This window comes from uncultured Nostoc sp. (assembly GCF_964245445.1).
Taxonomy (GTDB): Bacteria; Cyanobacteriota; Cyanobacteriia; order Cyanobacteriales; family Nostocaceae; genus Nostoc.
This window is the reverse complement of record NZ_CAXTNE010000028.1, coordinates 1-14,487: the sequence shown is the minus strand read 5'-3', so window position 1 is coordinate 14,487 and position 14,487 is coordinate 1. Positions and strand designations below refer to the sequence as shown.

Below are 14,487 nucleotides of genomic sequence, written 5' to 3'. Positions count from 1 at the left end.
CTCCCCAACATTAAAAATCCGTCCTACGGTCTTGGGGTAGAAAAGATCGCTCCATCGGAATTGGAGAAACTGGTTCTGTCAGGGTAAACGTACCTGCTTCGATCCACTTTTTCAGCTCTAGGGCGACTTGCCTAGAAAAAAACAAACTCGCTAAGGGGGCAGAGCGTACAGCTTTGCCCTCAATGGTGATCCGCCCAGATTTGAGTTGGGCGTAACTCACCAAACCAAAGGTGGGACGGACGCGCCGGGGAATAGAAAAATCTACTATTGGGGCTACTAAGTCTTGATCTTGGACGGCACAGTGTTCAACTACTTGTTCATTTAATACAGGTAGTGGTACACCAACGCCTAACATCAATGAGGGGCCATAGCTTTTGAAGTAACACCCCCGAACCCAATGAGCATCCATTTGCTTGGCATCACCAATTAAAGCTAAAGTGGCGGAAGGCCCAATCGGTGTACGATTAGCTAAACGCTTTTGTAAAGGAAAGTGCTGAGTGCCTTCCCAAGCGACATAGCCAATACCACCGCCTAAAAAAATTCGAGTACCTATACCAACGAGTTGTAAATCGGGATCGTTGAGTAAGGGGGAAATAGCACCGGGGTTAGAGTAAACGGCATTCCCTAAACGCGGTTGTAAAGGGCCGAGATAGGTGAAGAGGGGGCGATCGCCACCATTTACCCCAACAATAAAATTTTGATAAAGATTGCGCGGATTGAATAAATAAAACTGATTAATCGTTTCATTGGTAATTGTAGTTTCAAAACTTGCTCTGGGATAACAATCTGTTACTTGTCCTTGCGCTTTTACGTGTATAGGTTTACCAGCGATCAAATCTTCGATTACATGACCGCCGCCACGTTCTCTAACTTCTTCCCCGTCCGTCGTCTCCACAGCAGAACTCGCACCCAAATATAAATCTACTGCCCCAAACCCAGAGTATGCTGGAACGCCATCTAACCAGCACCGACGAATTTTTATCGGGGGGTCAGTGTGTCCGAGATTGATAATTGCACCACTTGATTCCATTGGCTCAAATGTACCAGTGGTAATTACATCAACTTCTTTAGCAGCTTTAGTAACACCGATTTCTACAACTCGTGCTTTTAATTCTTCAGTTGTCAACACTACCGCACGTTGGCGGCTGATTTTCTCGTTAATTTCTACAATTGTTCGCATTTTATCAGTGCTAGTGTTTCCTGCTGTCTTTCTTTTTGAAGGATATCTTGATAAATCACAGACTCTTGTATAATTTCCTCTCAAAATAGTTGTCATCAATCTCTGCGCGACAGCTTAACACCCTCAAGGAACTTTTACTATAGTTTGCAAATTGCGATCAGTTAGCGCAATTAGTCGTTACAGATCCCCCAATCCCTTTTAATATTCTTGTGGCTACTAAAAAACGAGGGCATAGGCAACTTAACAACTTGCCAATACCCTCAAATAAATATGCTAAGTTTTTGCAGTAGCGTCTAAGTCTAAGTTAGTGCTTGAGCAACTACTGCCGAAAGCAACTCGTTTGCTGCTTGCTTCAACAATTCGGCTTTATCGGTCTGTTCCCAAGGCAACTCTAAATCAGCCCGCCCAAAATGACCATAAGCCGCGACGTCCTGATAAAAACGTCCGCCTCGTTCACTTGGTAAGTTACGTAAGTTGAAGGCATGAATAATCCCCGCCGGACGGAGTTCAAAGTGCTGGTTGATTAATTCCAGTAAGGTTTCTTCATCCACTTTACCGGTGCCAAAGGTATCAACCAGAATGCTTGTTGGTCGCGCTACGCCAATGGCATAGGATAGCTGAATTTCAACTTTTTCTGCCAACCCAGCAGCGACAATATTTTTTGCCACATAACGAGCAGCATAAGCAGCAGAGCGGTCTACCTTCGTAGGGTCTTTACCAGAAAAAGCGCCGCCACCATGCCGTGAATAACCACCGTAGGTGTCAACAATTATTTTCCGTCCTGTCAGACCAGAGTCTCCCTGAGGGCCACCAACGACAAATTTGCCAGTGGGGTTAACTAAAAAACGTGTTTCTTGATTAGGCTTAATTTCAATGTCACCAAAAACAGGTTCGACCACTGCTGACCAGAGGTCTTGTTTAATTTTGGCTTGTACCGCCGTCTCATCCGTAATTTCCCCAATACTGGCTGTATGCTGGGTGGAAATTAGAATAGTATCAATACCGACTGGGCGTCCATCTTCGTAGACCACAGTTACTTGGGTTTTACCGTCAGGACGCAGGTATGATAATTCACCTGTTTTGCGGACTGCTGCCAATCGGCGAGCAATACGGTGAGCGAGACTGATGGGTAAGGGCATCAGTTCTGGTGTTTCGTTACTGGCAAAACCGAACATTATACCTTGATCGCCCGCGCCAATTTTGTCAAATTGTTCATCACTATCTTGTTCGCGGGTTTCTTGGGCGGTATTAACGCCTTGGGCGATATCGGGTGATTGTTCGTCTAAAGCCAGCAGAACGCTGGTGCTGTTAGCAGAAAAACCATTATCGGCATTGGTATAGCCAATTTCGGCAATTTTCTGACGGGCGAGATTGACGAAATTCACATTGGCTTTGGTGGTTATTTCACCAGTGATTAGCACCAAACCAGTATTAACTACTACTTCAGCTGCAACACGGCTGCTGGGGTCTTGTGTCAGTAAAGCATCCAAAATGCTATCAGAAATCTGATCGCAGATTTTATCTGGATGACCTTCGGTGACTGACTCCGAGGTAAATAGATATCGACGAGACAAAGGAAATTCCTCCTGACTTGAGCTTTTTAGCTGAACTAAATGTAGTATTTAGTTCAACTACCTAATTTAACGTGAGTTAGATTAACCTCTGCCTAACTTGAACTTTAGTTCAAGTCTGCCTCTCTCTGACTCAAAGAGACATGGTTTTGGGTAGTAAAACCTTTTAAAGGTCTTTTGATTCGGCTCGTTAGGTGAACACCATATAAGCAGTCGAACTCACATTAATTTATGAAATCATAACAATATTTATACTTCAGTAGTTAGTATCTTATTAATATCGATAAAAACCACTAGTTATCAGGTAAGTATCTGTAAAGAAGATCAATTTATGCTAATTATTTTGTGGTTAAAAGTATTTAATAAGACAAAAAAAGGGGACACTCAGAAGCGCCCCCACAAACTTTGACACAAACACTGCTGCTTTTAAACCTGAACCGCTAACTTTGCTTCCGAAGCTGTTAAGCGCTCATAAGCAGCACGCATTTTCAATCCTGTAAGCACTTGGAAGAAACCAGTACCATTATTGGAACCTGGATACTCGCGGTGCTGGAGTAACAAGTGAGTCAATTCACCCTGATATTTAGTGGATGTATTGCTGAGATGGGTTTCGATATAAATTACTTCTTCCAAGTTGTCAAATTGACCATCGACCTCTAGTACTGAGACATAGCGACCATAGTAAACATCTGAACCGTAGTACAGTTGCATACCAGGGTAGGAACAGGTCAGCTTGCGTCCACAAGGAGTCCAATTAATTGTTGACCCTTCATCAAACAGGTAGGTTGGATCAAAGCCTTCCTTACCTTCGCGCTGGAGCATACGTACCCGCAGGACTCTGCGCTCCGTGTCGTTTTTGATCAAGTTGGTGGGTAATACTTGGAGAACCACATCAGCAAATTCTCTTTGTGGTTCAATAAACTTATCAAAGTCAGGTTTGCGGGAATTGATTTGCGCTAAGACATCTTCGTAGCGATGGCCACGTTCAGCCATATCTCGCTGGATTTTCCAGGCAATTTTAACTTCATCGCTAATGTCAAAATATACACTGAAGTCGATTAGCGATCGCACCCGCTCATCATATAAAGGATGCAGCCCTTCAACAACTATAATGTGATTCGACTCTATCCGCTCTGGCGGATCGAGCAAGCCAGTTTCGTGGTTATAAATCGGCTTATCAATCGCTTGACCACTTTTGAGCGCTTTAATCTGCTCATACATCAGGTCAAAATTGTTTGCTCTAGGGTCTAGTGCCGTTATCCCCGTTTCTTTACGCTGTTTGCGATCTAGGGAATGATAGTCATCCAAGCAAATGACTGTCATTAAATCTTCACCAAACAAATCTATCAAACGACGCAAAAACGTAGATTTCCCGCAGCCAGAGTCTCCGGCTACTCCAATCAGTACCACGCGTTCCGGCTTATTTGTCATAAATCTCCTCTAAAATACTAAAATTGTCTCAATATTTTTTCACACAGCAGATTCTGAAGCCAGGAGTTACCCCTTTGGTTTATCCTGCGTTCTTGCTACCTAGCACATCTATAAGACACCAAGCAAGTAAGCAACAAAAGTAATTAAGTTGCTACTCGTCGGACTAGCCTGAATTTTGGTGCCGGTAAGTATTTAATCCTAGTGGTATATTTGATTTTAACAGAAGGGGGTATCCCATACAAGATTGCTGTCAAGAAGAATTAGGGTAGTTCATGAATCATTTTTTTGTTGATTTAGTTGTTAATTTAAAAATGGGGATCAGCACCGCCCATCAGCGTTGCGCCTTTATCAGTCTGCCACTTGTGACTATAAACAAGATTAGAAGGTATAATTTATTATTGCCGCGAATTTTTTGATATTCCTAAATTGTAATTCCTGCTCGACAATACTTAAATATATTCAAAGCAAAAATCTATCCAACGAATGAGCAAAGAACTTGCATTAGTCAAATTATTGGCTGTAAATTTATAGATATTGCTCAGATAGAAGCGTTGACGTTATGGCAAAGTACTGATACGGGTTGACAGATTTTTCACATCAAGTGAAACTGATTACAGTTGCTAAAATCACGGTTCTCTATGGTCGTTATGTTTGTAGCTTGAGTTGTCAGAGTCATGTCATTATCCATAGACAGGTCATGAATATAGCTAACAATATTCCGAGATAGTAGATTTAAACAAGTAAAACCAATCAGAAGAAAACCTTCCCAAATTGGCATTTGCGATTTAAACTCTTGGAGTAGGCAAGCGCAACCGCAATTTTTGGAAGTCAACTCAGCAGTAGCTTCCACTAATAATCGAATCAAGCTTCCTACAATATCTGCCCTTTTAAGTTGCTCGTTGGGTAATAAAGTAAAAAACTATCTCCCTGATGGGGGTGGTAGTTAACGAAAAAAAGATTAAATTGACTCATTATTAACATTCTCCACAAGACTTATCCTTTACCTTAGAAGGTGAACAGGTGTGTTTTTTGCTATGCCTGCATGTCTTTGGTGAGTGTACTTAGCAAGGCATTAATTTAATGATGCCGTTTTTCCTACATGGCCAGTTTTGTGAAACGAAAATCCGGTAAACTAAAGCTGGCAAGGTAGGGGAATAGTTTTTTTTTGAAAAACGGTTAAGTAAATTATCGGAGTGGTAGAACGAATGTACAATCAAGGTGCTGTTGAGGGTGCTGCCAACACAGAATTAGGTAGCCGCATCTTCCTTTATGAAGTGGTGGGTTTGCGTCAAAGCGAAGAAACTGATCAAACTAACTACCCAATTCGGAAAAGTGGCAGTGTGTTCATCAGAGTGCCTTACAACCGGATGAATGAAGAAATGCGACGTATCACTCGTCTAGGCGGCACAATTGTTAGCATCCAACCTGTAACTGCGCTACAGCCAGTTAATGGTAAAGCCTCACTTGGGAATGCTACAAGCGAAGTCAGCGAGTTAGCTACATCTGGGGAAACTGCTAACAGTGAAGGGAATGGTAAAGCCACACCTGTGAATGCTCATAGTGCTGAAGAGAACAAGGACAAGAAAGGCAACACCATGACTCAAGCGAAAGCCAAAAAAGACCACGGTGACGTTCCTGTTAACACTTACCGTCCCAATGCTCCGTTTATTGGCAAGGTAATATCTAATGAACCGCTAGTCAAAGAAAGCGGTATTGGTATTGTTCAACACCTTAAATTTGACCTATCTGGTAGTGATTTAAAGTATATAGAAGGTCAAAGTATTGGGATTATTCCACCGGGATTGGACAAGAACGGCAAGCCGGAAAAACTTAGACTATATTCCATCGCCTCAACTCGTCATGGCGATGATGTAGATGACAAGACAGTATCACTGTGTGTCCGCCAGTTGGAGTACAAGCACCCAGAAACTAGCGAAACAGTCTACGGGGTTTGCTCTACGCACCTGTGTTTCCTCAAGCCAGGGGAAGAGGTAAAAATTACAGGGCCTGTGGGTAAGGAAATGTTGTTACCCAATGACCCTGATGCTAATGTCATCATGATGGCAACCGGAACAGGTATTGCGCCGATGCGGGCTTATCTGTGGCGTCAGTTTAAAGATGGGGAAAGAGCAGCTAACCCAGAATACCAATTTAAAGGATTCTCTTGGTTAATATTTGGCGTACCAACAACTCCAAACCTCTTATATAAGGAAGAACTGGAAGAAATTCAACAAAAATATCCTGATAACTTCCGCCTCACTGCTGCTATCAGCCGCGAACAGAAAAATCCCCAAGGCGGTAGAATGTATATTCAAGACCGCGTAGCAGAACATGCTGATGAATTGTGGCAGTTGATTAAAAATGAAAAAACTCACACCTACATCTGCGGTTTGCGCGGTATGGAAGAAGGTATCGATGCAGCCTTAAGTGCTGCTGCTGCTAAGGAAGGCGTGACCTGGAGTGATTACCAGAAGCAAATCAAAAAAGCCGGTCGCTGGCACGTAGAAACATACTAAATTAGTCATTAGTCATTGGTCATTAGTCACTTGTACTGAGCGACTTGTGCCGAGCAAAGCCAAGGTAAGTCGGAGTATTAGTTTTAGACAAAGGACGAAGGGCGAAGGACAAATGACGAAGGAAGCAGGATAATCAGTAGGTAGGGCAAACGCTCTACCTACAATTGTTATTGGTGAAATTGGGTGCAAAATGGGTGTGAAACTAGGAATACTGGGATTAGGCACCGTGGGAACGGGAACAGTGCAGTTGTTGCAAGATAGCGCTGGGCGTCACCCATTGTTGCAAGAGATAGAAATTTATCGGGTGGGAGTGCGATCGCTTGACAAACCCCGTGCAGTAGAATTGTCTACGGAAGTCTTAACTACAGATTTAGAATCAATTGTCAACGATCCGGTGGTAGATATAGTTGTCGAGGTGATGGGCGGACTGGAGCCGGCGCGATCGCTAATCCTCAAAGCCTTAAGTAATGGTAAGCATGTAGTCACTGCCAATAAAGCAGCGATCGCCCGCTTTGGGGCAGAAATTTTCACAACTGCCAATCAAGCTGGCGTATACGTCATGTTAGAAGCTGCTGTGGGTGGTGGTATTCCGGTGATTCAACCCCTAAAGCAGTCTTTAAGTGTTAACCGTATTCATACCGTAACTGGGATCGTGAACGGTACAACTAACTACATCCTGACGCGGATGCAAACAGAAGGCAGCAACTTCAATGATGTCTTAGCTGATGCCCAACGCTTGGGTTATGCTGAGGCTGACCCTACAGCTGATGTCGATGGCTTAGACGCAGCAGATAAAATTGCTATTCTGGCATCATTAGGCTTTAGTGGACGCATCAACCTACAAGATGTTTATACCGAAGGGATTCGGCAAATCAGCAAGACAGATATTGCCTACGCCGAAAAATTGGGATTTGTGATTAAATTGTTAGCGATCGCTAAACGTGATACTCCCTCATCTCCTCTCTCTGTGAGAGTTCACCCTACATTAGTGCCCCAAGCCCACCCTTTGGCTAGTATCAACGGCGTTTACAATGCCATTCTTGTGGAAGGAGAACCCATTGGGCAAGTAATGTTTTTTGGCCCCGGTGCTGGTGCTGGTGCAACCGCCAGTGCTGTGACATCAGATATTTTAAATCTAGTTGCTGTCCTCAAAACCAATACAGCAGTTGCAAATCCATTATTAGCTTGTGGACATCAGGAATATTGCCAAATTGCGCCGATGGCAGAATTGATAACTCGGTTTTACGCTCGTTTCCTCACGAATGACCAACCGGGAGTTATCGGAAAATTGGGGACTTGCTTTGGTAACTATGGCGTCAGCTTAGAGTCAATTGTCCAAACTGGCTTTCAAGGGGAACTAGCAGAGATTGTGGTTGTTACCCATGATGTACGGGAAGGCAATTTTAGGCAAGCTTTGGCAGAAATTCAGAATTTGTCAGCGATCGAAAGCATTCCCAGCTTACTGCGTGTACTTTGAGATTAGTCGGGAATGAGGCTCCTCATAGCTCAACAATTCACTATCTCTAAAAAACTCTTTTTTCATTCTGAATTTTGAATTTTGAATTGCTTATGACCTCTGCAACCGATCCATCCACCGCCCTCACCCCGTTCCCAGACCATACGCAGCTACCAGAGTCTGACGGTACTTTCGTGAAAAATTGGCAAGAGCATCCCCAAAGCATCTTACTCACTGACTCGATTACACCTGTTCTGAAACAATTACATCCTGAAGACCAATATTGTATAGGTCAAGACTTAGGTATTTACTGGCGCTTGACAGACCCGCCAGAACGAGGAGCAGAAGCACCAGATTGGTTTTATGTAGGAAATGTACCGCCCTTGCTCAATGGACAAACGCGGAGGTCTTATGTACTCTGGCGAGAATTTATTGCCCCTATGATTGCCTTGGAATTTGTTTCTGGGGATGGTAGTGAAGAACGAGATAAAACCCCTTGGCAGGGCAAATTTTGGATTTATGAGCAAGTAATTCATCCGGCTTATTATGGCATTTATGAAGTGAATAAAGCCAGTGTAGAAGTTTATAAATTAATTGGTGGACAATATCAGTTATTAGCAACAAATGAGCGCGGACATTATTCGATTACGCGCTTGGGAGTTGAGTTAGGTTTATGGCATGGAGTTTATCAAAACGCCCAATTACCCTGGTTGCGTTGGTGGGATTTGCAGGGTAATTTGTTGTTGACTGGTGAGGAAAGAGCCGAACAGGAATCTCAACGAGCTGAACAGGAAAGAGAAAGAGCCGATCGCTTAACTGCTCAATTGCGTAGACACGAAGTGGCTTGTCGTTAGACATCGCTTGGTATTGAACCAGAAGTATAGGTTTTTAGCTTTAAGGTGCGATCGCTCTGATGTTACCGGAGGCGATCGCGCTAATTTTCTATTTGCTTAGATAAGATAAACAAGTAATAAACTAGACACGTAGAGGCGCAAAATTTCGCGTCTCTATCATTTTGAAAGATAGTAGCATTGAAATATGCCAGTTAAAAAGCTCCATTTGGTGATGTAGTAACACCAAGCATCACTAATAACTGAGTGAACAAACAAGTGTTAATACTAAGGAGTAAGCGCTGTGACAGATTTAAGTAACTACAATGCAGAATTAGCTGATGAAGAAACTTTAGAAGAAGAACAAGAGGAAAAAGTTACTTTCCAGTATGACCCTGATAAAATTAACATTGTAACTAGGGAACCAACAATAGAGTTATTGCTTAAAAGAATCAATGAAGAAGCCCTTGATTTAGCACCTGATTTCCAACGTCATGCGGATATATGGAAAGAAGATGCCCAAAGCAGGCTTATAGAATCTATTATTATCCGCATCCCCATACCAGCATTTTATATAGATGCTACTAATGAAGATAAATGGTTAGTAGTCGATGGATTACAGCGTCTATTTGCACTAAAGCGTTTTATTCTCGATAAAAAACTCAAACTATCTGGATTAGAATATCTTACAAATTTAGAAGGTAAAACCTACGATCAAATTGATCGCAGATACCAACGCCGCCTTGAAGAAACTCAACTAACAGTATATTTGATCGAAAAAGGCACACCTCCAGAAATTAAATATAACATTTTCAAACGCATTAATACAGGAGGGCTTGCTTTATCTCCTCAAGAATTACGCCATGCTCTTAATCCTGGAAAGGGAACAAAGTTTTTAACTAAACTTGCTGCATATCCAAAATTTCAACAGGTAGTTAAACTTGGAGATAAGCGGATAATGCGTATGGATGATCGGGAATTTATACTAGGTTTCTTAGCCTTTACTTTGACTTCTTATAAAGATTATGCCGACAACAGAGATACTTTTTTAAGTAAAGCACTATCTAAGACAAATAAACTCTCTGAAACAGAGCTAAATAACATTGAAAATAATTTCCAAAAAACAATTATAGCTAACTGGAACATCTTTGGCAAAGATGCATTTCGGAAAATATCTAATTCTCAGAAAAGACAGTTTCCTATAAATAAAGCTCTATTTGAATCTTGGTCAGTACTTCTGAGTAAATTAAGTGATGATAAAATACAAATTTTAACAGAGAGAAAACAAAAATTGATTGATAAATTTAAGACATATATAGACAATGATAAAGATTTTTTAGAATCTATATCTCAGGCTGCTGAGAAAGTACAGTATAGATTTAGTACTATAGAAAAAATAATTCATGAAGTGCTTTAATGATTCGTTTTCTTCGCCTGATCAACTTCAAACGTTTTGATAATCAGTTCCTTGAGTTTAGACCTTTAACATTAATTTCTGGTCTCAATAGCACTGGTAAATCTTCTGTACTTCAATCACTACTACTACTACGTCAATCATATCAACAGGGTTTATTGCCAAAAACTGGCTTGGCGCTAAACGGTGACTTAGTAAATATTGGTACGGCACAAGATGCCCTACATGAGAGTGCTAAAGATAACCATATAAGCTTTGAGATTATTTGTGAAAAGTATGAAGCTATATGGGATTTTAATTACAACCCAGAAAAAAAACAAGAAGATGTATTAAATGTGATTTTAGAACCAAATGACTATGAAATCTATAAATCAAATATTTTTAGTAAATATTTTCACTACCTTCAAGCAGAACGTATCGGCCCACGTTCATTTAATGAAATGTCTGATTATCAAGTCAGACGACTTAGACAAATTGGTACTAAAGGAGAATATACAGCCCATTTTCTTTATATTTATGGAGATGAATCAATTCCCATCGCCAATCTCAGCTATCCACAAGCAAAATCAATGAATCTGATAGATCAAGTGGAAGCATGGATGAGAGAGGTTAGTCCTGGTATACGTATTAAAATAGAAGCTAACTCAGCAATGGGTTTGGTGACTATAAAATATTTTTATGGAGATAGTAATCGTTACCGTGCAACCAATGTTGGTTTTGGAATTACTTACACTTTATCAATTATTGTAGCTATACTTTCATCTCCTCTTGATACACTAATTCTAGTTGAAAACCCAGAGGCTCATCTTCATCCCAGAGGACAGGCAAAAATGGGTGAATTGTTAGCACTGGCTGCTAGTTGTGGTGTTCAAGTGGTGATAGAAACTCATAGCGATCATGTTTTAAACGGAATTCGTCTTGCTGTTCATGGCGGTATTATTCCCCCACATTATGTCCAGTTGCATTACTTTCAGCAACAAGAAAAACAAGGACAAGCTTTGACAGAGGTAATATCACCAAAAATTGATCGTAATGGCAGAATTGATTATTGGCCTGATGGATTTTTTGATGAATGGGAAAAAGATTTAATAACTTTACTTAAGCCAAGGGATGCGTAGCAGATGGACTTGGAAATGGTATTGAATGAGTTATCTTTGCGATCTGCTGCTAATGATATTAATATGGCTAAACAAAGAATGTCAGAATTAATTCTGACCGCACGTGAAGCAGCAGAGCTAGGTGTTAAGCCAATAATTCGCACTAATCATGAGTTTTACAATACTGTATTAGCAGATAATTACTCGTTATCTAACTGGTTAGTAGATAAAACTGTAAATAGAGACGATATACGATTTATTCTGACAGCAGCAAAGACACCTTATCTCGAAGATATTCAAGATTCAGATATTGAAAATAAAAATATCCTCTCAGATTTTCTCTATGAAGGAGAAAAAAGCGAAGGCTTGGGAATTGCCTATCTACTTGAATCGTTAGCATTAAGCATAAACTCAGATCAAAAATGGGAATTTAATAGCATTTCACTGGAATATACTTGGCTTGAATATGATAATTTGAATTTAGAGACAGTCACAGTTACTCATGCTAGTACCATACAAAACGTAAAGGAAAATCTTTCTTGGATACAGGAACGGCTGAAAACAGGGGTTCGTGATGGTTGCAATTTATGGCAACGTAAAAAAGATTTATTTCCCTCTCTCAGCTTTTGTGAAAGTGTCGGTCAACAAATACAAAGCCTTGGCAATGGTAGCCCTATGTTACGACAAATTGTCAGAAAGTTGTTTGAACTAGAAAACTGTTGTAAAACTTGGAGAGATGGAGATTTTGATTTAGACCTTGTTGCCAGTAAAGTTACTCCAGAAAGTGACTCTAGGCTTCAAAGTTTAGAGGATAAGCTAACCTTTAAGTGTCCTGATGATGTGTATCGTATATTCAGTTTACACCTAAGAATGACTGGTGCAGGGGCTTGGCGGCTTCATTTTTCTACAGAATTAGGGCTTGGCAAAATCATCATTGGGTACATCGGGCCAAAAATCCAATAATTTTAAAGCCTAATCATAAAAAGCGATCGTCTACGCTTGCTAAACTAAAAAACAACCCTTACTCCTGCAAAGGTAGCTTTATGACCTCTGCAACCGATCCATCCACCGCCCTCACCCCGTTCCCAGACCATACACAGCTTCCTGAATCTGACGGTACATTCGTGAAAAACTTTCAGGAACATCCCCAAAGCATTCTCCTAACGGACTCGATTAAACCGATATTGCAAAAACGTCATCCTGATGGGCAATACTGTATTGGTCAAGATAGCGGTATCTACTGGCGGATAACTGACCCCCCAGAAAAAGGCGCAGAAGTACCAGACTGGTTTTATGTAGGGAATGTACCACCTACTCTGGATGGACAAACGCGCAGGTCTTATGTACTCTGGCGAGAGTTTATTGCCCCATTGATTGCCTTGGAATTTGTCTCTGGCAATGGTAGTGAGGAGCGAGATAAAACTCCGTGGAAAGGAAAATTTTGGATTTATGAGCAGGTGATTCGTCCTCCCTTCTACGGCATTTATGAAGTGAATAAAGCCAGCGTGGAAGTTTATGAATTAATTGGTGGACAATATCAGTTATTAACCGCAAATGAACGGGGACATTATCCCATACATCCTTTAGAGGTTGAGTTAGGAATTTGGCAGGGACAATATTACAATATGGAATTACCTTGGCTACGCTGGTGGGATTTACAAGGTAATTTGTTGTTGACGGGCGAAGAAAGAGCCGAGCAAGAACGCCAAATATCTGAACAGGAACGCCAAAGAGCCGATCGCTTAACTGCCCAATTGCGATCGCTAGGCATCGAACCAGAAGTCTAATCTTTACCTATTTATTCACATCCAGCAACCGGGAAGTTTCTAAGCGACTCATCCACTTTGCGAAATAAACTCGATTCGCTTTTTCCTCGGATGGATCTTTAGTATCTATTGGATAAGGCGCTAGTCCTAAAATCGCTGCTGTGGTCACGCAAAACATCGATTTTTGGAAAGTCATACAAATTTGCACTCGCAAATCATCTTCACCCCGAAGACTGCGACGATAAATTTCATGCAAGTACTCTGGAAGATAATGACGCATATCTTGCATCAACAAGGTAGGAGGAATACCTGCACCGCCGATGGGTAAAGGATCGGCGTATAATGCGCCATACTGGAATCGACTTTGATCTGGGGATATTTGATAAGCTTGAGCGTTGTATGAAACTGTGCCCTGGAAAGGTGTTCCCCTAAAGAAAACTGCTTCTACATAAGGTATTGCTGTGTCTGCTAAGAAAGTCAAACCAACGTCTTTAGGAATGATTTCATAGAGTTTTTCCCGAACTTTGACAGTGTAGGTAATTGGCTTGGATGCATTTTCCACTAACCCTGCTTTAATATGGTCTACAATTTGGGGAATTGATTTGATTTCGCCTTTGTCGTAGCGGTCTGATAAGCTGAGGAAAATATCAGCCATGACTCGCCAAAATTGACCTAAACCAGTGTAGTAAGCAGAAACGCGTAACTGTTCGGTCAAAAAGTCTGGAAACAGTTGGTTAATGCCTAAAATTAAAGGATTATTTTTAAATTTAGCTGTGATGACAGCTTGTGCTTTTTCTTGAAATTCTTTTGTATCTAAATATGTATCTAAACCGCCGCCACCGTGCCACATCATGCCTTTCATGCAATACTCGGCATATTCAAAATTAATGCGATCGTGCCACCAGTGACGAAGTAATTTCTGAAAAGATACTTCTCCATTAAAGTATTTAAAAAATGGGAAAAATACTAAAAACTGATGTTCGGCAATATAATTCAGATTTATTGAATAGGCATCTATAACTACGCCATAGCTTTTGAGAATACCAACTACTTCCACCACATTTTCTGGACTATCGGAAAGTAATGCCTGTCCTGTTTGCAGGCGTTCAATAAACTCAGGCAAAGGTTCGTTTGTGAATTTCTTTCTAATAGTTACCATTGCGATTTCTCCATAAAGTATAGGGCATTGGGCATGGGGCATTGAGCACGAGAAGAGGCAGAGGGGC

General features: G+C 41.2%; 12 protein-coding genes. 8 read left to right on the top strand and 4 right to left on the bottom strand.

Going from position 1 to position 14,487, the window contains the following annotated elements; translation table 11 throughout:
* Positions 1-10: 10 nt before the first annotated feature.
* The 3 genes from ACFE90_RS07405 to ACFE90_RS07395 form a co-directional block, all read right to left on the bottom strand.
* Positions 11-1,180: a homocysteine biosynthesis protein gene (locus ACFE90_RS07405; RefSeq protein WP_375499167.1), complete on the bottom strand. Its 1,170-nt coding sequence runs from the start codon at positions 1,178-1,180 to the stop codon at positions 11-13.
* Between the two features lie 299 nt (positions 1,181-1,479).
* Entirely contained in the window at positions 1,480-2,754 is a 1,275-nt protein-coding gene (metK, locus tag ACFE90_RS07400) for a methionine adenosyltransferase (protein WP_375499165.1), read from the bottom strand.
* A 423-nt stretch (positions 2,755-3,177) separates the two neighbouring features.
* A complete protein-coding gene (locus tag ACFE90_RS07395; RefSeq protein ID WP_375499163.1) occupies positions 3,178-4,182 on the bottom strand; it encodes a phosphoribulokinase in 1,005 nt (334 codons plus the stop codon).
* A 425-nt stretch (positions 4,183-4,607) separates the two neighbouring features.
* Here ACFE90_RS07395 and ACFE90_RS07390 point away from each other — a divergent pair, with 425 nt between their 5' ends.
* The 8 genes from ACFE90_RS07390 (at position 4,608) to ACFE90_RS07355 (ending at position 13,282) form a co-directional block, all read left to right on the top strand.
* A complete protein-coding gene (locus ACFE90_RS07390; protein WP_375499223.1) occupies positions 4,608-4,766 on the top strand; it encodes a helix-turn-helix domain-containing protein in 159 nt (52 codons plus the stop codon).
* A gap of 621 nt (positions 4,767-5,387) precedes the next feature.
* Positions 5,388-6,698: a ferredoxin--NADP reductase gene (petH, locus tag ACFE90_RS07385; protein WP_375499221.1), complete on the top strand. Its 1,311-nt coding sequence runs from the start codon at positions 5,388-5,390 to the stop codon at positions 6,696-6,698.
* A gap of 190 nt (positions 6,699-6,888) precedes the next feature.
* On the top strand, positions 6,889-8,175 hold the full coding sequence (locus tag ACFE90_RS07380; protein WP_375499161.1) for a homoserine dehydrogenase: 1,287 nt from the start codon (positions 6,889-6,891) through the stop codon (positions 8,173-8,175).
* Between the two features lie 92 nt (positions 8,176-8,267).
* Complete coding sequence (locus ACFE90_RS07375; protein ID WP_375499159.1) at positions 8,268-9,008, top strand: Uma2 family endonuclease; 741 nt, start codon at positions 8,268-8,270, stop codon at positions 9,006-9,008.
* Between the two features lie 280 nt (positions 9,009-9,288).
* Entirely contained in the window at positions 9,289-10,401 is a 1,113-nt protein-coding gene (locus ACFE90_RS07370; RefSeq protein ID WP_375499157.1) for a DUF262 domain-containing protein, read from the top strand.
* Positions 10,401-11,516 (top strand): DUF3696 domain-containing protein, encoded by a 1,116-nt coding sequence (locus ACFE90_RS07365; RefSeq protein WP_375499155.1) that lies wholly within the window; start codon positions 10,401-10,403, stop codon positions 11,514-11,516. Before ACFE90_RS07370 ends, ACFE90_RS07365 begins: the two co-directional genes overlap by 1 nt.
* Positions 11,517-11,519: 3 nt before the next feature.
* Positions 11,520-12,458: a hypothetical protein gene (locus ACFE90_RS07360; protein ID WP_375499153.1), complete on the top strand. Its 939-nt coding sequence runs from the start codon at positions 11,520-11,522 to the stop codon at positions 12,456-12,458.
* Between the two features lie 80 nt (positions 12,459-12,538).
* On the top strand, positions 12,539-13,282 hold the full coding sequence (locus tag ACFE90_RS07355; RefSeq protein WP_375499151.1) for a Uma2 family endonuclease: 744 nt from the start codon (positions 12,539-12,541) through the stop codon (positions 13,280-13,282).
* 7 nt (positions 13,283-13,289) lie between these two features.
* Here the strand turns inward: ACFE90_RS07355 and ACFE90_RS07350 are convergent, their stop codons facing one another.
* Complete coding sequence (locus tag ACFE90_RS07350; RefSeq protein ID WP_375499149.1) at positions 13,290-14,420, bottom strand: CO2 hydration protein; 1,131 nt, start codon at positions 14,418-14,420, stop codon at positions 13,290-13,292.
* Positions 14,421-14,487 lie beyond the last annotated feature (67 nt).

Coding starts and splice junctions, on each gene's coding strand:
- ACFE90_RS07405 (WP_375499167.1), bottom strand. CDS start 1,180: ATGCGAACAATTGTAGAAATTAACGAGAAAATCAGCCGCCAACGTGCG.
- ACFE90_RS07395 (WP_375499163.1), bottom strand. CDS start 4,182: ATGACAAATAAGCCGGAACGCGTGGTACTGATTGGAGTAGCCGGAGAC.
- petH (WP_375499221.1), top strand. CDS start 5,388: ATGTACAATCAAGGTGCTGTTGAGGGTGCTGCCAACACAGAATTAGGT.
- ACFE90_RS07380 (WP_375499161.1), top strand. CDS start 6,889: ATGGGTGTGAAACTAGGAATACTGGGATTAGGCACCGTGGGAACGGGA.
- ACFE90_RS07375 (WP_375499159.1), top strand. CDS start 8,268: ATGACCTCTGCAACCGATCCATCCACCGCCCTCACCCCGTTCCCAGAC.
- ACFE90_RS07365 (WP_375499155.1), top strand. CDS start 10,401: ATGATTCGTTTTCTTCGCCTGATCAACTTCAAACGTTTTGATAATCAG.
- ACFE90_RS07360 (WP_375499153.1), top strand. CDS start 11,520: ATGGACTTGGAAATGGTATTGAATGAGTTATCTTTGCGATCTGCTGCT.
- ACFE90_RS07355 (WP_375499151.1), top strand. CDS start 12,539: ATGACCTCTGCAACCGATCCATCCACCGCCCTCACCCCGTTCCCAGAC.
- ACFE90_RS07350 (WP_375499149.1), bottom strand. CDS start 14,420: ATGGTAACTATTAGAAAGAAATTCACAAACGAACCTTTGCCTGAGTTT.